Annotated in this window: 19 protein-coding genes and 1 pseudogene; 11 read left to right on the top strand and 9 right to left on the bottom strand. The window is 57.4% G+C overall.

All coding sequences use genetic code 11. From position 1 onward, the window contains the following. The first annotated feature begins 54 nt into the window (after nucleotides 1-54). The 8 genes and pseudogenes from ACFQS4_RS05765 (at nucleotide 55) to ACFQS4_RS05730 (ending at nucleotide 6,343) form a co-directional block, all read left to right on the top strand. The gene (locus tag ACFQS4_RS05765; RefSeq protein ID WP_497902707.1) at nucleotides 55-570 is read left to right on the top strand and encodes a winged helix-turn-helix domain-containing protein; all 516 of its coding nucleotides are present in this window, start codon (nucleotides 55-57) and stop codon (nucleotides 568-570) included. After that, nucleotides 567-1,013, top strand: a complete 447-nt coding sequence (locus ACFQS4_RS05760) for a toxin-antitoxin system TumE family protein (RefSeq protein WP_497902706.1) — start codon at nucleotides 567-569, stop codon at nucleotides 1,011-1,013. The genes ACFQS4_RS05765 and ACFQS4_RS05760 overlap by 4 nt, the downstream gene beginning before the upstream one ends. Before the next feature lie 60 nt (nucleotides 1,014-1,073). After that, nucleotides 1,074-1,229, top strand: a pseudogene (locus tag ACFQS4_RS05755) (undecaprenyl-diphosphate phosphatase); the annotation flags it as partial. Between the two features lie 85 nt (nucleotides 1,230-1,314). Further along, nucleotides 1,315-3,297, top strand: coding sequence for a hypothetical protein (locus ACFQS4_RS05750; RefSeq protein WP_497902705.1), 1,983 nt, complete (start codon nucleotides 1,315-1,317; stop codon nucleotides 3,295-3,297). A 214-nt stretch (nucleotides 3,298-3,511) separates the two neighbouring features. Further along, on the top strand, nucleotides 3,512-3,814 hold the full coding sequence (locus ACFQS4_RS05745) for a ribbon-helix-helix domain-containing protein (RefSeq protein ID WP_497902704.1): 303 nt from the start codon (nucleotides 3,512-3,514) through the stop codon (nucleotides 3,812-3,814). After that, a complete protein-coding gene (locus ACFQS4_RS05740; RefSeq protein WP_497902703.1) occupies nucleotides 3,815-4,306 on the top strand; it encodes a PIN domain-containing protein in 492 nt (163 codons plus the stop codon). A 36-nt stretch (nucleotides 4,307-4,342) separates the two neighbouring features. After that, the gene (locus tag ACFQS4_RS05735; protein ID WP_497902702.1) at nucleotides 4,343-4,669 is read left to right on the top strand and encodes a TRAM domain-containing protein; all 327 of its coding nucleotides are present in this window, start codon (nucleotides 4,343-4,345) and stop codon (nucleotides 4,667-4,669) included. Nucleotides 4,670-4,813: 144 nt separating this feature from the next. Next, nucleotides 4,814-6,343, top strand: a complete 1,530-nt coding sequence (locus ACFQS4_RS05730; RefSeq protein ID WP_497902701.1) for a DUF7289 family protein — start codon at nucleotides 4,814-4,816, stop codon at nucleotides 6,341-6,343. 30 nt (nucleotides 6,344-6,373) lie between these two features. Here the strand turns inward: ACFQS4_RS05730 and ACFQS4_RS05725 are convergent, their stop codons facing one another. After that, nucleotides 6,374-6,922, bottom strand: coding sequence for a DUF8170 family protein (locus ACFQS4_RS05725; protein WP_497903155.1), 549 nt, complete (start codon nucleotides 6,920-6,922; stop codon nucleotides 6,374-6,376). 128 nt (nucleotides 6,923-7,050) lie between these two features. On the opposite strand from ACFQS4_RS05725, the gene ACFQS4_RS05720 reads away from it, so the two are divergent. Further along, on the top strand, nucleotides 7,051-7,464 hold the full coding sequence (locus tag ACFQS4_RS05720; RefSeq protein WP_497902700.1) for a PadR family transcriptional regulator: 414 nt from the start codon (nucleotides 7,051-7,053) through the stop codon (nucleotides 7,462-7,464). Nucleotides 7,465-8,003: 539 nt separating this feature from the next. Here the strand turns inward: ACFQS4_RS05720 and ACFQS4_RS05715 are convergent. The 4 genes from ACFQS4_RS05715 to ACFQS4_RS05700 form a co-directional block, all read right to left on the bottom strand. Continuing rightward, a complete protein-coding gene (locus ACFQS4_RS05715; protein WP_497902699.1) occupies nucleotides 8,004-8,846 on the bottom strand; it encodes a hypothetical protein in 843 nt (280 codons plus the stop codon). A 15-nt stretch (nucleotides 8,847-8,861) separates the two neighbouring features. Next, nucleotides 8,862-9,995 (bottom strand): DUF4330 family protein, encoded by a 1,134-nt coding sequence (locus ACFQS4_RS05710; RefSeq protein WP_497902698.1) that lies wholly within the window; start codon nucleotides 9,993-9,995, stop codon nucleotides 8,862-8,864. Between the two features lie 280 nt (nucleotides 9,996-10,275). After that, nucleotides 10,276-10,797 carry a metal-dependent hydrolase gene (locus ACFQS4_RS05705; RefSeq protein WP_497902697.1) on the bottom strand — a complete coding sequence of 174 codons (522 nt, stop codon included), beginning with the start codon at nucleotides 10,795-10,797 and terminating at the stop codon, nucleotides 10,276-10,278. After that, nucleotides 10,790-11,302 carry an OB-like fold-containing membrane protein gene (locus tag ACFQS4_RS05700; protein WP_497902696.1) on the bottom strand — a complete coding sequence of 171 codons (513 nt, stop codon included), beginning with the start codon at nucleotides 11,300-11,302 and terminating at the stop codon, nucleotides 10,790-10,792. The genes ACFQS4_RS05705 and ACFQS4_RS05700 overlap by 8 nt, the downstream gene beginning before the upstream one ends. Before the next feature lie 447 nt (nucleotides 11,303-11,749). On the opposite strand from ACFQS4_RS05700, the gene ACFQS4_RS05695 reads away from it, so the two are divergent. Next, nucleotides 11,750-13,210: a sugar transferase gene (locus ACFQS4_RS05695; RefSeq protein ID WP_497902695.1), complete on the top strand. Its 1,461-nt coding sequence runs from the start codon at nucleotides 11,750-11,752 to the stop codon at nucleotides 13,208-13,210. A 148-nt stretch (nucleotides 13,211-13,358) separates the two neighbouring features. Then, nucleotides 13,359-14,609: a glycosyltransferase family 4 protein gene (locus ACFQS4_RS05690; protein ID WP_497902694.1), complete on the top strand. Its 1,251-nt coding sequence runs from the start codon at nucleotides 13,359-13,361 to the stop codon at nucleotides 14,607-14,609. A 3-nt stretch (nucleotides 14,610-14,612) separates the two neighbouring features. Here ACFQS4_RS05690 and ACFQS4_RS05685 read toward each other — a convergent pair whose 3' ends face one another. The 4 genes from ACFQS4_RS05685 to ACFQS4_RS05670 are packed head-to-tail and all read right to left on the bottom strand — an operon-like array spanning nucleotide 14,613 to nucleotide 18,582. Beyond that, entirely contained in the window at nucleotides 14,613-16,004 is a 1,392-nt protein-coding gene (locus ACFQS4_RS05685; protein WP_497902693.1) for a nucleotide sugar dehydrogenase, read from the bottom strand. After that, the gene (locus tag ACFQS4_RS05680; RefSeq protein ID WP_497902692.1) at nucleotides 15,997-16,974 is read right to left on the bottom strand and encodes a Gfo/Idh/MocA family oxidoreductase; all 978 of its coding nucleotides are present in this window, start codon (nucleotides 16,972-16,974) and stop codon (nucleotides 15,997-15,999) included. Before ACFQS4_RS05680 ends, ACFQS4_RS05685 begins: the two co-directional genes overlap by 8 nt. After that, complete coding sequence (locus ACFQS4_RS05675; RefSeq protein WP_497902691.1) at nucleotides 16,964-18,037, bottom strand: DegT/DnrJ/EryC1/StrS family aminotransferase; 1,074 nt, start codon at nucleotides 18,035-18,037, stop codon at nucleotides 16,964-16,966. Before ACFQS4_RS05675 ends, ACFQS4_RS05680 begins: the two co-directional genes overlap by 11 nt. Continuing rightward, nucleotides 18,034-18,582 (bottom strand): acyltransferase, encoded by a 549-nt coding sequence (locus tag ACFQS4_RS05670; protein WP_497902690.1) that lies wholly within the window; start codon nucleotides 18,580-18,582, stop codon nucleotides 18,034-18,036. The genes ACFQS4_RS05675 and ACFQS4_RS05670 overlap by 4 nt, the downstream gene beginning before the upstream one ends. Nucleotides 18,583-18,667: the final 85 nt, after the last annotated feature.

Below are 18,667 nucleotides of genomic sequence, written 5' to 3'. Positions count from 1 at the left end.
GGAAGAATTATTTTCTGAGGAAACTATTTGTTCTTTCGAGTCGTACGTGAGACTATGACTGAGGAGACGTGGAACGACCTCAACGAACACGTCAAAGCGGAGTGGAAGGCCGAGACGACACCGTTCGAACGTGTTTACGAGATTGTCGAACAGACTCACGACGGCCAGTCGGCTGCCGAAATCGCCGAGCGAGCGCTCGTTAGCGAGCCGACCGCTCGTCGGCACTGCAAGGCCCTCGTCAATACCGGGTTCGCCGAAGCCGAGCAGGAGGGGCGATCGACGGTCTACAAACGGAACGCCGACCGCGTGCTCATGACCCGAATCCGCGAACTTCGACGCGAAACGACTCGTGAGGAGTTGCTCGACGGCATCAAACGAATGAAACGGGAGATTCGCCGGTACGAAGACCAGTACGACGTCGTTTCGCCCGAGGAACTCGCACGTGAACTCGACGCCGACGATGGGCAGGGGTGGGAGGACCTGAGTACGTGGCGCACCACTCGGCAGAACCTCTCTATCGCACAGGCGGCCCTCGCATACAGCGAGGCGAGCCAGCAGCTCACTGCATGACAGGGGCCGATCGTGCTGGCGAGTTCGGTCCGATTTACCTTCCCGCTCTTCGACGAATTCGCGACCTCTGGCGCACGCTCGAGCCGCTCGTCGACGAGACGTCCTACGACGATCCCATCGCTCCGACCGAACTCCACATCGAACTTGGTGACGGGATCGGAGCAGCTGACGGCGCGCGTCTCGACGTCCAGTGGAGCGAGCGCGGAATGTATTCGTTCCACTACGTCGACACCGATGAAGTCAACTGGCGATTCGATCGCCATCCCAATACCCACTCTCCCGAGAAACACTTCCATCCACCTGTTCAGGGTGTGACCGCAGAGCCCTCGTGTATTACCGTCGAGGAGGTGTCACTCGTCACACGGGCAGTCCACGCGATGTGGCGAGCCGCCTATGATCATGGTGACGTGAGTCGATTGAATTCGTTCACCAATCCGCCGTGAGCGTCGCGGTGGAATCACGTTACAGTCTCGATTCTGGTTGGTGCCCTCTAGAGCGTCAAGGCTCTGTCTGCTCTCCTAATCGTGAGTGTGATCGGCAGATGCCAGATTATCGGCGCCCTGATGCGGGTCGTCGAACGGGTGCCCTTCTGGGCGGTCTGTTTCGGCCTCGGTGGGCTGGCGATCGTCGGCGGGACGGTCGTTTCCGTGGTCGTCTGAGTACTACGGAGACGAGGGGATAGGCCGTTGCCTGCGTGGTTAACTCTCAAGGTCCCGGGTGGTGTGGTCGACGTTACTGGTACGCATGCCCGAGGATACCTCCAGATGGTCGACCGTCGGTTCTCGTCTCTCGCGTCGCGGCTCGCTCGCCCTGGCCGCTGGTCTCGGCCTCGGCGCGATCGGTGGTCTGGCTCACCACCGATTCGACTCGCCACCGGTCGCCGACACGTCGGAGTCGCGTCAGGACTTTCTCTGGCTGTCGGGCGGGTTGTGGGAGGGCGAGACCATCCGAGAGAACCTGTTCGCGTTCGCCCAGCGACACGACCTCGCGGTCGTTCTGGTCGTCTCCCCCTCGAGTGGCCCCGACACCGAGGCGTTCACGGCGGCCCTCGAGTCGGCGAACGAGTACGGGCTGGACGTCTGGCTCAATACGGGACTGTTGAGCGAAATTCCCGCCGAAGCGTTTGTGAACGATGAACAGGCTCGAGAGGCTCACCTCGAGTGGCTGAAGTCGGTCGTCAGTGCCCACGGCGAGTTCTTCGACCGCGGGCGGGTGATCCTCTGGCAGGAAGCCCCGGTCATCGGGCAGTGGGTTCCCGGCGGCGAGTGGACCCAGAAAGCCGTCGACAACCTGCTCGAGCTGGGGCCGGAGATCTTCGCCACCCAGAAAGACGCCGTCGAATCGGCTAACGACGACCTCGACGTCGGGCTGTTCGTCCACTTTCCGTACATCATCGATTCGAAGCGTCCCGAGGTGTTCGAGGAACTCCTCCAGGGGATGTATGCACGTGACGTCGCCCCGGCGTTCGCGTTCACCGACTTCTACCGGGGCTGGTTTGACAAGGACGTCGAACCGGGCCGCGCCAACGCTGCCCTCCACAGTCTCGTCTCGAACGCTCGAGACGTCCTCGACGATCGGCCCGTGTTCTACCTCGGCCAGAGCCACACCGTCAACCCGAACCACACGCCGAACAGGGAAACGATCGGGATGACGATCCGGGAGGCGCTTTCGGCTGGCGCGAGCGGGCTCGGGTGGTACATCCGGACCGGTTACGTGCCGACGGAGGCCGGCTTCGATCCCTTCGTGCCGAACGTCCCCGGCGCCGAACCCGATGGGGACGCCATCAACACCTTCACGATCGCCCGGGATCGCTTCCAGTACGCCTGGGTGGCGACGCTCGCGAGCCGCGACGGGTTCGCAGCCGACGGGGTCTTCGATCTCTGGGTGGTTGGTGACGGCTTCGAATATGCCGACCATCGGCTGTCGGTTCGAACGCACGATGGGTCGTGGACGTACCTGGGCGACCTCGGCGGCTACGCCGACGGCGATTACCCGGACGCCAGCGCGGTGACCGACCGGGCCACGTGTTTTCACGCGCTGGATCGCGACCGCTTCCTCGAGGACGGGACACTTGAACTTCAAATCGAGACGCCCGCCGACAGCGAGGGGGCCGGGCTCAGCGCCGCGGTCGCGGTCCCGTTCGATCCTGGGGCCTATATGCCCGCACAGGAGGCAGCCGCACTCGTCGACCGCTCGCTGGGGGAGGCGGCGTTTGACGAGGTCAGTCTCGGCCACAGCGAGTCCACCACGCTAACGCCCGGAGAGAGTCGCCAACTCACGATACCGATCACCGACGTCGAGTCCGACGCCCCGACGCTCGACACGGTGCGCTACCCGGACTTCGCCGAGCAACTCCGCGAACTGGCCGCGCTCGAGGCCGACGGGCTCGATCCATCCGCCAGCTTCGATCTCTGGATCCGCGGGGCGGACCTCACGGACTCGAGTAGTCATCCGTCGCTCGTCGACCGAGAGGGAACGGAGAACGCCCTGTCCAACGTCGGCATCGTCACGGCCGCGTCGGACGCCGTCATCTGTTACGGCCTCTCGCGTGAGCGCTTTCTCGCCGACGGCCTCACCCTGGCGAACGTCGAGGCAGTCAGCGAAGCCTACGCGATGCCGTACGCTGGCCGCGCCGCCTTCCGACCGCCATCGCGAGCGGCGAGCCTTCTCGACGACCAGCCGGGCGAGGCGGAACGGTTCTGTCTCGAGTGGACGCGCCTCGAGTGACAGACCAGTCGAGCCTTGGGGCCGAGGACGATGGATTTCAGTCGACAGTGTTTCGGGAGTTTGGACCGACTTCATGAGTCCAAGCGACCAGCCGAGTGACCCAGAACGGTGAGGTCGCCGAACAGACGGAGCTCGTCGACACGGAGACGTAGTGGCGAGACGAGAGAAGCAATTATACACTTGTGGGTACAACGTATGTACAAGAGGTGTTGGTATGGGGACCACACGAGTCAACTTCAGACTGCCAAATGAACTGGTCGAGAAGGCAGACATCGCTGCTGAAATCGCTCACAAAAATCGGACCGAGATCATCAAGGAAGCACTCCAGGAGTACTTCGAGGGGATCGAGGACGAAGCCCGATTTAAGGAAGCAGTCACCGAACTCTACCTCGAGGATCAGATCGAGTTCGATACCCTGAAAACCGTTCTCGGTCGGCAGGATGCAGAAGCAATCCGGGCATCGAAAACCGTTCTCGAGCAGGGTGACGAGCTTGCCGACGAACTCGCCGACCTGTAGATGATAGTCGTCGACACCAGCGCGTTCGTCTCTCTTGCTACCGCAGCTACTCTCGATTTGGTACTTGAGGAGTTCGACACCCACACTACCGAAACCGTAATCGAAGAACTCGAAGCGACCGCAGCGTACACAGATATCCACGGCACTGGCGCTACCACAGCACTCGAGAACCGGTCACAAATCACGATTCACAAACTCTCTAATCCCGACGTTCAGACATCGAGGGTCGACCCCGGTGAAGCAAGCTGTGTCCACCTCTGCCAGGAACTCGACGCCGACTTCCTCATTACAGATGATCTCAGGGCATTACCCGAACTACAAAACATGACAGCGGCTCGAGTCGCAATCTCGCCTATCATGCTGAAAGCCCTCGTCAAACGTAGTCGGCTGACACAGGACGATGCACGGAACCGGCTCGAGCACCTGGCCGAGAACAGAGATTGGCTGGAAGCACCGATCTACAGGCGGGCACAGAGACTCTTCGAGGAATGAACGACCTTTTTGCTCTTTGCTCTCGACAGTGGTAGCGTGGGACGTTATCTACCAGGCGAACACGAGACGTTCATCAAATGCGATACACCGAGGTGTGGCGCGAACAACGCACCTGAAGGCACGCCAGCGTACGATACGGAGTGCTGGCGATGCGGCGAGCCCCTCGGCGGGAAGCCCGAACCGGGCGACGAACTGACCGTCGACATCGTCGACGAGAAGCCCGACGGGACGCTCGTGTGCAAAACCGACGGCGGATTCGTCCTCTTTCTCGAGGAAGAAGTCAGAGGCATCCAGGCGACCGTCCGCGTGACCGAGGTCGAGGGAACCGCCGGGCAGGCAGAACTCGTCGATTCGGACTCGTAATTAGGCAAGTGTGTCGCTCGAAAGTTCTTGACAGTATATTCGGCCGCCTACCAGTGTTATTCCCTCGGTTAGGCAACCCATTCGATTTTCAGAATGTTAAACTCGCCATAATGTGTATGTATACCACCGTTGGGCAGACACGCCATGGGGCGTGCACAGGCGGAGGTTCTCGGGGTCGTCCTCCTCTTTGGGATGGTACTGGTGGGAGCCACGGCGATTGCGACGGTGGGAGTGAGTGGACTAGAGCTAGTGCAAGACGAAGCCGAGACGGAGCGGGATCGCCTCGAGATGCAGACGATCGCCCACGGGGTTACCTCGCTGGGAGAAGGCGATCACCGGGCGGTTGGTGTCGAAGAGTCGTACGAGCGGGTCGAGGGAGGTCGGCTCGTGATCAGCGTCGACGGCCAGGAGGAGTATAACGAATCGATGGGGCGGCTCGTGACCGACGACCTGGTGTACGAAGGCGGGCTCGTGGTGCAAGACGGACGGGCGATCCGCGATCCGGCCGTCGAGACACAGGGGCGGTCAACGCAGATTACGGTGCCGCAACTTGCCGGTGAGACGTTTTCTGGCGACCTCGAGCGAACGGGGACGACGGCGATTCGCGTCGAGGATCCGACCGCGAACGTGACCCTCACCGTCCACAGTGAGTATGCGCCGGCCTGGTACGAGGCGCTCGAAAGGAGCGGTGAGGCGCGGCTGGTCGACGGCGAGACCGTCGAGGTGGTCTTCGAAGGGGGCAACGCACCACGGCCGCCGACCGATTCGTCGGCGATCGCTTTCGGGGAGACAGGGGGCGTCACGGTCGGCGAGATCGACCGTCTGTGGGTCGACAGCTACGCCTCCTCGGCGGGGGCGTATGGTGGGGACAATCGCGGGGCCAACGCGACGATTCGCTCGCCGAACGAACTGCACTTCGCGGCCGGCGGCGGCGGCACGGTCGACCTCCGCGTCGAGCGCGTCGTCTCCGGTGAGTCGATCACCCCCGGCCCATGGCTCACAGACGACCAGATCGTCGAGTACGCCGACAACGTCTCCGTGCCGGTGCCTACAGGCGACGTCATCGCCGCGCAGGAGTCGACCCAGGGGGCCCCGATCGGAGCATCGGACCTGACTGTTCTCGAAGCCGGCGGGTCCTACCACACGGACGGCGACCTCGAGGTCAGCAATGAGACCCTCCGACTGGTCGATGACACCTCGCTGTTCGTCGCCGGCAACCTCACGCTCGCAAACGCGACGATCGTCGCCGATGACGACTTTCGGTTGTATGTGACGGGCGACCTCGAGCTGGGCGATGACGTCCGGATCGAAACGACCGACAATCCCCATCGGGCGCCTGATATGCGAGTCTTCGCCGCCGGTGATATCCGGGCGGACGAAGAACGACGGGGCGAACGCGCCGAGTCCGACGAAATCACCGTGACAGGGTACGTCCATGCCTCCGAATCAACACTGTATATGCACGGCGAGTTCGAGCTGTACGGCGCGCTGGCCATTGGCGACATCCAGAATATGGGGTCGGCCCAGACGGGCGATCTGATCGTCCACTACGACGAGGAACTCGTCGATACGCGCGTGTATGCTCCTCAGGAGAAGGCCCCGTCGATGGACGCCGCGTACACCCGCGAGGCCTACTATCTGAGGTTTGTAATCCCCGAGGTCGACACGGCGTGAGTGAAGGTAATTCTCGGGGGAGACTCGAACTCACGGCAGCTCGCCAGTTACTTCAACGAGGTCCTCCTCGGTTCGCCATCGATACAAACGCCCCTCATTGTCGAACAAATCAAAGACACCGTCCTGCATCCAACCAAACGAGTGCTCTTCATCCTCGTACTCTCGCTTGAGGACGTGGCTCTTCGCGAAGTATTCGGTGGTGCCAACGAGGAGTCCCTGTTCAACGAGGAAGTCGCTCGGTTTCTTCTCCGCGACGCCGACGAGATACGTGACGATATCTGCAATCAGGCAGAACTTTTGAATACTGTTGTCCCATTCGCCTCGGATATCGACCATTCGGAAGGCGTAGGCATCCGTTCGCCGGTTCAACCGATCAACGACCAGATTCAGCCGGCGGATAGGCTCCCGGTCGTAGTTCCCGAGCACGAAATACGATCGCTCGGTTTCGTAGACCGGAGTCAGTTCGCTCAGCGCATGGAGGATCTCTTCGTTGTCTCTAAGCGAGATCGCCTCGTCAGAAAGTTGTTCTTTGGCACTCTGGAGGACTTCGTTAGGAACGGGCGACTCCTCGTCAGACATACGGAAACATTCTCGTGACGAGAAGATATGGTTTATGGAGTAAATCACCGGGTCAAGTAGGTTTGGTTTACCCGAGAGTGATTTACTCAAGGGTAAACTACTTGCCGCCACAGCGTGTACCGTGCAGTATGAGCACCGACCTTGGAACTACGGATGGGATGGAGGCCCGAGAACTGGTCCACTTCGTCACCCAGCAAACGCGATTTGCGCTCATCAACAACATCCTCCAGCATCCCGACCAGCTCCCTTCGATGTACGAACTCGAGGCGCTCAACCCGAGCGTCAGCGACGCCACCGTCTACAAGCACATCCAGAAGTTGATCGATGCCGACATCGTCAAAGAGGTTGCGCTTGATGATGACGACCGCCGACAGGGCTATCCCTGGAAGTTCTACGGGCTCACCGACGAGGGCCGTGACTTCCTCGAGGCCCACAACCTTCTCGCGGCCGAGGAGACGCTGCAACGGATCTACGAGACCATCTCCGAGAAACCCGAGAAGATGGTCAAGTACGAGAACGCGCCACGCCCAGACGAGCCGTAGCTCGCTTTGACAAACACACATAGGAAGGAACTATTCAGAATATTGTGATCAGGATTCAGCTCGTATTCAACGGCTTTCTATTGACCCTCAGCCCACAGCATTTGCTTCGGTTGGACGGTTCTTACGATCACAAGACACTGACGGAGTTCACCGATCACCGTGGCCAACACAAATAATCAAACAGTCAGATTGTTCGCTGATCGATGGCCACTGTGATGTCCATATCGAAGTGTATCGGCGGGAGCTGTCCTGAAATTCGAATCCCAGTTTGATACAGAGCTGTCCGGCCCCCGTTCTAAATCTACTAAGTCTCCCGTAAATAGACTTAGAACGCTACCGAATGTACGAAGCGCCAGAGATCCTTCGCGTGGTTGGATCACCTTGATATCCTTGGCGCGACCAGGATCTACTATCGCATCGATCGTCCCGGATTGAGACCGCGGGAAACTCCATCGAGCGTCCGCCGTGGGGTCTTCACTGGTGGAAATATCCGGCGAAAATGAGTCAGCACGGAGTTCGAGTTTATCGAGTTGACACCCTTACCGTCGGTCGGACTCGGACAGCGACTCATCATCTACTCGTTCGGGCGGTTCTGGTGGCTCTAGTACCGCGCTGAGAAGGGCAGCAGCCCGCGACGAGCGCAGATCCTCGAGGGTCGCGTTCGAACGCGTTCCGGCGGCCGCCACGAGGGCCAGCAGTCCGTGGACGACGGCGAGAGGCACAGTGATCGCATCGGTTACCGTCAACAGGAGGAAGCTCGAGAGCAGCGCTGAAAGGAGACACAGCCCCAGAACGCGGATCGGACGGGCACAGACCCGATCGGCGATCGAACGCCCGATCCTGGCGATACGCGAGGTCGTGAGGCCGGCGGTTACGAACGCGATTGCACGATCGAGAATGGCGAAGATGGGTCCGACGGTCCTCGTCTCGCGCAGGTCGATGACGATCACCTCCGGTTCAGGTTCGGCTGTGAACCAGCGATACACCGACGACGACGTTACGTATCGAGCGAGAACGGTCGCGCCTCCTACGACTCGAGCGGAACGGCCAGCGCGAGTTACAAAGCGCTGGACCGCCCGGCCGCGGGAAGCGATGACCGACGACTCAGTCGCCCGCGCGACGAACGATCGGGAATGGCGCTTAATCGTGGAGTCGTCAGCTCCGGGAGTCCCAGTCCCGACCGCCTCCGCAGGCGTGGCGCGTTCGTCCTCGACACCAGCGGATTCACCGGGCGAATCCCGATCATCTCGGCTCGAGGGACCGGGAACGATCGTCGAGGCGAGCCCCGATCGTGCGAGCGCCGTTGCAAGCCTCCGGCGAATCCGCTCGACGACGGTGACGACGGTCGAACGTTCGTAGGCTGCGCGGAGTGAATCGGTCATCGGTGTGGTTAGGTGTTATCGATCGATATCCGTTACCTCGACGGTGACGATGACGGTTCCGAAGTCGAGGATGATCGTCTCGCCCTCCCGAAGTGGTTCACCGTGGAATCGGAGCCCAGATTCGGTCTCTCGACCCTCGAGTTCGAGATCGAGCGTGAGGTCGAGGTTCCGGGGGTGGTCGCGTTCGTAGATGTTGCCGTCCTCACTCTCGAGGATAACCGACGCGGGTTCCGTCTCGACGGTGTCGATGGTTGCGACCGTCTCGCCGCGTTCGGTTTCGGCCATGCCAGCCTCGAGGCCGTCGGCGACGTCTGGTTTCACGTTATCGAGGGTCGCCGTGACGCTCACGGTGGTTTCCTCGCCGGACTCCTCGAGTGCTCCGCGTCGCGTGACGTTCCCCGCGAACTCGTAGGCGTCGGTCCGAACAGGAATCGTCGACCCGAGTACGACTGGCTGATCGCCGAACGCCGGCCCGGAGCTGGTGTCGATCGTCCTGGCGGTGAGTCCAACGACGACGCGGCGCCGGTTGTCGCCGGCGACGTGCGTCCGTACCGACTCGACAGACGCGATCGTGTCACCGGCGATACGGTAGGTATCTCCTTCGGCGATCTCGTCGGCCGTCGCGGTCGGAAGGGTCGTCTCGACGACCAGTTCCGTCTCGTTCACCGGCAGCGTCGTTTCCTCGCCACTCACCGATCGGACCTCACCCTCGGTCGTGTACTCGAGCGTGTCGATCGTCAGGGTCTGGCCCACGCGCAGGCGTTGACCACCGAACTGGAAGACAGGGTCCTCTCGCTGGTCGTCTTCGGCGAGTTGCCCGTTGAGTTCCGCGCGGATCACGACGTGAGCGCCACCAGCGCGTTCCTCGTCATCGCCACTCGACGCCGACCGATAGACGTCGGTCACCGTCAGATTGTCTCCGCTTCCCTCCAGGTACATGACGTCACCCTCGGAAATTTGTTCAGCGACGTGCTCGGATTGGGGGCCGAGATCGATCGTCGCATAGCGGGTTTCGGGTTCGGCATCGCCCGAAAGGACCCCGACGACGGCGATGCCAGCAACGACGACTGCAAGCAAAATCAGTACGACGAGCGCGTCAACGACGTTGACTCGGCCGAAGAGTTTGCCCTCGTCGTCGATCAACTCCATACGTCAGCCACCACGATCATATGTCTGGCAAGGCCGACGCTGGACTATAGCTGTTGTTATCTTTCGATGGACTCGCAAAGAAAGGACGATTCTCGCGAATCGACACGGCAGTGGGGTTAGCTGGTGGCCTAGTCTCCAGCGAACTCCGGCCGCCGGTGTCTCGAGTTCGTCTTTCTCGTGAATTCGTTATCGACGATGATATGATTCTCGAGATAGCTGATCCTGGTTCGTTAGCTGTCGGGCGAATCGCGTCGACGGTGCGTCCGACCGAATCAGTATATCAGCGGTCTCGCTGATCTCGAAGTCGCTGTGGCGCTCTGGTCTCGAGCCAGCGGTCGATACGCCAGACGATGGCGGCTACAACGATAGCCACGGCAAGGACGATCGGATCCGAGGAGACGTACAGGTTCGGCGACGGGTGACGAAACCAGGTGAAGGGATACAGCCAGGCGCCTGACTGTGCGTCGGCGTACACCTTCAGGCCGTCCACGGCGAGATGCGAGAGTGCGCCCCCGAACAGCATGACGAACGCGCGCTGGTGACTGGCTCGAAAGCAGAGCGCGCCGATGGCGGCGAGGACGACGATGCCGCCAAGCGTGTGGATCGCATCGAAGTCGAAGGGAACGCCGGTCGCGGCTTCGACTGCGGCGTCGGAGACGACCAGTTCGATGCGATTGATGTCGGGCAGAAGCGAGCCAACGAGACTGATGGCGAGCCAGCGCGGGGTAAGCCACTCGAGGCGCCAGCGCAGAACGGTGAAACAGGCGTAGGCCACGAGGACGTGTGTGAGGAGGTCAGCCATCGTCGGACACCTCTCGCGTATCGCTTGTGGTGTAGCGAGGCTCGAAGCCGATTCCAGCGACGTTGATTCGCCACTGTCGAAGGAAGTACGCAGCAGCGAGGAGCCCACCGAGGAGAGAAGCGAGGTGCTTGTACCGGGTAGCCGTCGGACTCTCGTTCACAACGACGAACCCGTCGGGTGTCATGGTTCGGTCGCCCTCGAGAATCCCGTAGACCTGGACCACGCCGCCGGGTTCGACCGGCTCGGTGGGTCCGTGGACCGTCAGCTCGAGGACGACTTCGTCGGCGTCGTTGGTCACGTGGACCGTCAGTGCGTCGTCCTCGACCGCGTGGACTTCGCCGAAGAGGAGGACGCGTTCGCCGGTGTAGGCCTCGACGTTCCCCTCGAGCTGGTCGCCCGTCGGGTGGGACCAGTTCTCGTCGTAGGTCGCCCCGTGGTGGACTACAAGTCCGACAGCCGCGAGGAGACAGATGGCGAGCAGTCCGAGACGGACCGCGGTGTGCATCATCTCTGTCGACTCACAGTCAGTACTTCGGCGTTTCGTTCTGCACTACTGGCGTTTCGACAGGAATTCCAGGTGGGTGTGAACTACCCTGTTACCTGGAGAGTTACTCGCCACAGTTCCCGGCTAGCGACTTGACCATGCCCTCCACTTCGAGAACATGATACGTATCGTCGAGCGAACGCTCCTTCAGGCAGTCTGTTTCGCTCGAGGAAGGGGCGATCGATATCGGCTCAGGTCCCTATAGTCGTGTGGCTGTAGACGGGTCTCTGCGAGACTTCCTTACTTGTGTGAAGATATACAGGAGCAAACTAATGAGTACCAACGTGATTCTCGCCTCACGTGATCGAAGTGAAACGACCGAATGGCCACAACCATTATGTGGATTGGTGTAAGCAATCCAGTAATTTCCAAAGACATATATCTTCAGAACACGGGTGCCTTACGTAGATGCTGAAGGGGTGGCAGTACCGAATCGTGAGTGCAGGTGGGATACTCGCCTTGACGATTACTGCCGTCCTCATCGCGAATCACCCGATCCCACAGCACCTGTTCACGACGTACGTGCCGCTATTCAACCGTCTCGAGCCAACGGTTCTCGACGGGGAGTCGCTGCGCTGGGCAGTTGCGCTGAGCACGGTGGCCGTGGTCGGGGCGTTGTTGCCGCTGTATAAACCACAGCCCCGGCGAGCGCTCGACACGATCTTCATCGCTGAGAAACGCGTGGTCGTGGCTGGATTGGCAATGGCGACGCTGGGCTACTTCAAGTGGTCTCATCGATTGCCCCGCCAGACGCTGACGATGACCGTCGCGATTCTGGCCGTCGTGGTACCGGTCTGGTTCTTCCAGGTGCGCCGACGGCCGGCCGGCGAGACGGGTCGAACGCTGATCGTCGGCGACGACCTCCACCAGATCAAACGGGTCGCGCCCGCCATTGATGCGCCCATAATCGGCTATCTGTGCCCGACCCGGCCCACGGTAGCCGGGCAATCCGAGGCCGAAGTCAACGGCATTTTGACCGACGGTGGGACGATAGAGGACCACCAGCTCGCGGACCTCGAAGCAGCTATCGACGAGTACGGTCGCCTGGGCGCGATGACCAGACTCGGCGGGCTGTCCCGTCTGGAGGACGTCCTGGTCGAGTACGACGTCGACACCGTCGTCCTGGCGTTCTTCCGGGCCGACCGCGCGGAATTCTTCGGCGCGCTGGATGCGTGCCACGAACACGGTGTTGAGGCGAAGGTCCACCGCGAGTACGCCTCAAGCGTGCTCGTGAACAACGACGACGTCGGGGAGCTGGTGGACGTGGATCTCGAGCCGTGGGACCCGCTCGATCACGTGTTCAAGCGGCTGTTCGACGTAATGTTTGCTCTAGTAGGTCTGGTTGTCTTCGCGCCATTGATGGTAGTGATTGCAGTGGCCGTGAAACTCGACAGTCGGGGACCGGTGCTTTACAAACAGCACCGCACGGCCGGGTTCGGTGAGACGTTCCCCGTCTACAAGTTCCGGTCGATGGTTCCCGAAGGGGACTCCGCCGAGCCCGTAGACGACGAGTCGAACGACCGAATTACGCGGGTCGGTCAGATGCTGCGGAAGACACACCTGGACGAACTCCCGCAGCTGTGGGCGATTCTCATTGGGAAAATGAGTGTCGTCGGCCCACGGGCCGCTTGGACCGAGGAGGAAACTCTGCTCGAGGAAGATACGCCCGCCTGGCGCAAACGCTGGTTCGTGAAACCCGGGCTGACAGGGCTGGCGCAGATCAACGACGCGAAGAGCACCGATCCCAGGATGAAGCTGCGCTACGATCTCGAGTACATCCGGAAACAGTCCTTCTGGTTCGACTTGAAAATCGTTATTCGGCAGGTGTGGAACGTGCTCGAGGACAGTTGGGAGACAATCCGAAGGTAGTATTTATGGGACTTTGAAAATGGATAGAATCCTTTAGTAATCACGTCATTTACACTCTATGTATACAAAGTTAGAAAATTCTGCCGTGTTCTCCACCTGCTAAATGCATCAAAATGACTAAACCAGACCCACCCTGACCAAACGAGTGATGATGACAGGAGACTCAACGTCCCATTCAATATTATATGTAACTCAATACTGTCCTCCAGAGACAGGTGCTGGCCCAACTCGGGTGAAGGAACTGTGTTCACGCTGGTCTGACGCAGGTCACGATGTTACAGTACTCACCTCGGCACCGGATTACCCGGAAGGGAAAATTTACGAAGGATATTCGAACGAATGGGTACACCGTGAATCGATTGGTGACGTCTCCGTCATCATGACGAAGACGATCCCTGCATCCAGTGGTGGCCTTCCGAGAAGAGCACTGAAATTCATTTGGTTCATGGTCCTGACAACAATCGTTGGACTACGGCTCCGAAAACATGACGTTGTCATTGCTACATCTCCTCAACCCCTCACTGGTGTGACTGGGTGGCTTACCGCACGAGCTAACGGTAGCAAATTCGTTTACGAAATCAGAGATTTATGGCCGGAAACCATTACTACTCTTACTGATGCAGATGAGCGCTTGTTATGGCCACTTGGAGTCTTAATACGATTTCTCTATCGACGTGCAGACCGTATTGTCGTTGTCTCACGAAAATTTGAGTCGCAAATTGTACCGGCAGGAGTGGATCCTACAAAAATTTGGTTCCACCCAAATGGTGTGACGCCTTCTTATTTCGATCATGATGGGGAAGAATTCAAAATTGAGGACGGTCTCGTCGTGAAGTTAGACGATGCATTCGTAATCTCGTATGTCGGTACAATCGGGCGAGCACACGGGTTATCTGTTGTTCTCGATGCGGCTGAACAGTTACAAGATAAGTCGGACGTATTGTTTGTACTCGTCGGAGACGGTGCCGAAGCAAATTTGCTGGAAAGTGAGGCAAAGAAACGCGGCCTCGGGAACGTTATGTTTGTTGGACGAAGACCGAAGGAACAAGTGCCGGATTTCTTCACACTATCAGACGTAGCGCTGGTTCATTTGAGGGATGTGGAACTATTCCGAACGGCGATCCCATCGAAAATGTTCGAAGCAATGGGTGCCAGTGTTCCAATTGCGCTTGGTGTCAGGGGTGAAGCAGAGCAAATTCTCCGAGACGCAAACGCTGGGTTGTCCTTTCAACCTGAGGGATCTGATGAATTAGCTGACCTCATCGAACGGCTTCAAGAAGACCCTGATCTCCGTGAAAAGCTAGCGTCAGATGGTCATAAGTACGTTATTGAGGAGTTTTCTTGGGATTCTATAGCAAAAGAATATGAGAGCAATATATTACAGATTGTGGATAATTAGTGTTCACATCCTGCCTGAACCTATCGTATAACTCCAGAGGTCTGAAAATCGATTGTCAAGTGTTGACCGGCCGTCAACCACGACTGACGGGCCATCTTTACGCTGTTCTAGTTCATTCCATCGGATCGATTCGAACTCCTCATGTGGTGTAACAAGCACTATAGCATCCGCTCCTAGGTCGTAAATCTCCTCAAGTTCTAATTCCTGTGCATCAAACTCTTCGAATTTCTCAAGAATTGGGTCAACACCATAGACCTCTGCCCCAAGGTGAGTGAGTTCTCGTGAAATTGGAATCGACGGAGAAGCTCGTATTTCCTCAACGCCAGGCCGGTATGTCAATCCAAGAACTACTACAGTGGCATTTTCAACGTCAATCCCCTCTGTCTTTAGTCCTTCACACACTTTCGAGACAGTGAATTCCGGCATCGAATCGTTCACCGCTCGAGCAGTAGAAAGGATCGGCGAAGGAGCGTCAAACGGTTTGATCAGGAAGTATGGATAGTACGGGATGCAATGACCACCCACCCCTGGACCAGGGTCGTGGATATTACAGAACGGTTGAGTATTTGCAACCTCAATTGCTTCACGGACATCAATTCCAAGTTCGTCGGTGAATTGTGCCAACTCATTCGCTAAAGCGATGTTGACGTCTCGATATACTCCTTCAAACACTTTTATTGCTTCAGCAGTTGTCGAATCTGAAACCTCGAGTACTCCCTCAGAATTCACTTCGTTATAGATAATTGATGCTGCTCGCGTACTTTCAGCATCGACACCTCCAACAACTTTCGGATATGCACCTCGAATATCCTTCAAGGCTCGACCCGAGGAAGTACGCTCAGGGCAGAACGCGACCCCAAACTCACCCTCAGAGAGTGATGACTCGGATTTTAGCTGTTCAAACACGCGCTCTTCTGTCGTTTTGGGTGGAACGGTACACTCGATTAGCACTAAATCGCCTTCGTCTAGCCCCGTTGCGATATCCGAAACAACGGCGTCCAAGATAGCCAAATCGGGCTCTTTCTCATCAGTGATCGGCGTTGGAACGATAACTACGTGAACTGATGCTGACTGTGCTGCCTCACGGGGTTCCTTAGTCGCTCGGAGATCGTTGGATGTAACAAGCTTCTCAACGAGATCTCCAAGCCCGGGTTCTCGTTTAATATGACTGTTTCCACTCTGTATAGTCGCCACCACCTCTGGATCAATATCTGCTCCGATGACGTTTCCACAGGTTTCACCGAATACTGAAGCCAGGGGAAGGCCCATTTTCCCTAACCCGTAGATAGCAACCGGGATTTCACCGTTCAGGAAGGCCTCTCGTTGAAGCGTTTCATTGCTGTCCGACCCATAGAGTTTCGTGACACCGGCCTGTGACGTGTTGCTCTCACTCATCAAAATTCACCTCCTGTATTTCGGAGTTGGCTATTTCTTCAATCTCTAAAGCTACTGCGAGCGCATCAATTCCATCCTGGACGGTGACTTCTGGTGTTGAGTTAGACCTTGCCGCCTCGATGAACGATTCAAGTTCTTTGCGTAGCGGTTCGTTAGTTTGAATGGTTGGCCGTTCGATGATACTCTCATGTTTGAACCGAACGTCCCCATTCTTTTCGATGTATTCTGGTACCGAATTCCGGTGGATCTCTATCGATTGATCGATGTAATCAAGTTCAATGAAACATTCTTCTGCGGTGATTTCGAGTGTCCGGACTTTCTGCTGTGTCTTTCGACTCGCAGTGAGTGATGCCATTCGATCCCCACTAAATCCCAAGAGTGCCGCAGCATGTCGGTTCTCTTTGACACCATTTGCTGTGACCGAGGAGGGCCTTTCTCCGAAGATGGACAGAACGATATCGATATCGTGGATCATTAGATCCAAGACTGCGCTATCCTTTATTTCTCGGTCAGGCGACGGGCCGAGCCGCTGAGCTCGAATACTGACAATTGACAGATCATCAATAATCTCTTTTAGTGCGGTTACCGCTGGATTGAATCGTTCAATATGACCAACCTGTACGGGAATATCTACAGACTCAACCCGTGATCGAAGGTCTTCAGCCCGATCGAGATCATCCAAGACAGGTTTTTCCACGAACGTCGCAACATCTGCATCGAGACACGTCGTTACCATCTCGTAGTGAAATTGGGTTGGAACGACAACTGAGACAGCATCGACAGTAGCCAAAAGTTCGTCGCTATCCATCACCACTGCATCATGCTTTTGGGCGACTGTGCTTGCGTGATCCTCGTCAAGATCAGAGATTCCGACAAGATTTATGTTCGGAATTTCACTATATACCCGCGCGTGGTGCTGGCCCATTGAGCCAACACCCATAACACCAACGTCAATTTCCTTACGACTCATAGTTAGTGATTACATCAATTATGTGTTTAATATCATTCGTCGATAATGCTGGGTGGACTGGTAGTGAGAATACGGTGTCTGCAGCAGCCTCTGCGTTCGGGACCGTCGCCTCCAGATCTGCATATGCCGGTTGGTTATGGATACACGTTGGATAGTAGACGCCTGAACCGATCTCTTGGCTCGAAAGATACGACTTGAGGTCGTTTCGGTCGTTACTTCGGACCGTGTACTGATGGTAGACGTGTTTCATGTGACTCGGTTCAGATGGTGTTTCAAGTGATGTCGATTCGAGTCCGTTAGTTAGCTGTTTCGCGTTCTTCCTGCGCGTTTCGATGAAGTTCGGAAGCTGCTGTAGCTGTATTCGACCAATTGCAGCTGCGATACTGGTCATACGGAAGTTGTGCCCGACCGTTTCGTGTTCATACGACCCTGTCCGGCCGTGGTTAATGAACTGACGAAGTGACGATGCAATATCGTCCCGATCGGTAACGATCATTCCGCCTTCACCTGTCGTCATATTCTTCGTCGGATAGAACGAGAAGCAGGCGACGTCTCCGACCGAGCCAACCCTATCGCCCTGGTACATTGCTCCATGTGCCTGTGCGGCGTCTTCAACTACTGGAATGTCGAGTTCAGTGGCAAGCTTACAAATGGGCCTCATCTCTGCAGGGAGACCGTAGAGATGAACTGGAACAATCGCGTCGATATCTCGCTCGTATGCGACCTTCCGTACTGAATCTGGATCGAGATTGTAGGTATCTGGGTCGATATCTGCAAAAACAGGTTCAGCACCGGTAAATCGGATTGCGTTCGCCGTTGCGATAAACGAAAACGGAGTCGTCAAGACGAGATCGCCTTCGCCAATATCGAGCGCTTCAAGAGCGGCGTGTAAGGCAGTCGTTCCGTTTGCAGTGCCCACTGCGTGTTCAACCCCACAGTAATCAGCAAATTCGCGCTCAAATTCTCGGACTTCCGGCCCATCAGCGAGCATTCCACTGTCGAGAACTGCCTGAACACGTTCCTTTGCTTCGTCGCTGATCGTTGGGTTTGCAATTGGGATCAAATGTCGTTCCCTCCTTGGAGGTTTTCTGGTAGTGATCGATGTTCTGCTGGGGTTCCAACGGCGAGCGTCTGCGGCGGTACATCATCAACGACAACCGAGCCAGCTGCGACGAACGAACCTTCACCAATTGTGACGTTCGGGAGGATTGTTGTGTTCGCCCCAATAGAAACGTGGTCCTCAATTGTTGGGCCTGCTAGTTCAGTATTCTGTCGAACCGGATACTGGTCATTCGTCAGTACTGCATGTGGACCGATGAATACCTGGCTACTAATCGTCGTATTCGGGGGGATGTAGACGCCCGTCTGCAGGCTGACGTTCGAGCCGATAACTGATCGGCCGTCTATGACGGTGTTTGTTCCAATGAGTACGTCGTCACCAATCTCGGTTAGCTCTCGTACGAGTGCGTAATGACCTGTGGAGAACCGGTCACCAATGACCACGTCATCGTAGATAATCGATCCTTCTCTGATCGTTGCCGCGTCTCCAATACGTGGCTCCTGTGAGTCTTCCGCATATTCGTATCCCACCGTAGCTTTATTGTCCATATTCTGTGTGGTTGTTTCCGTTAGCATGAATTATAGCGACCTTCGATAATCTTCCGGTTCTGTCATTCTTCTCCCTGATACAGGC

It is taken from the genome of Saliphagus sp. GCM10025317 (genome assembly GCF_042663665.1).
GTDB lineage: Archaea > Halobacteriota > Halobacteria > Halobacteriales > Natrialbaceae > Natronosalvus.
The sequence above is the reverse complement of the archived record's forward strand: the minus strand, read 5'-3'. Positions and strand labels throughout refer to the sequence as shown.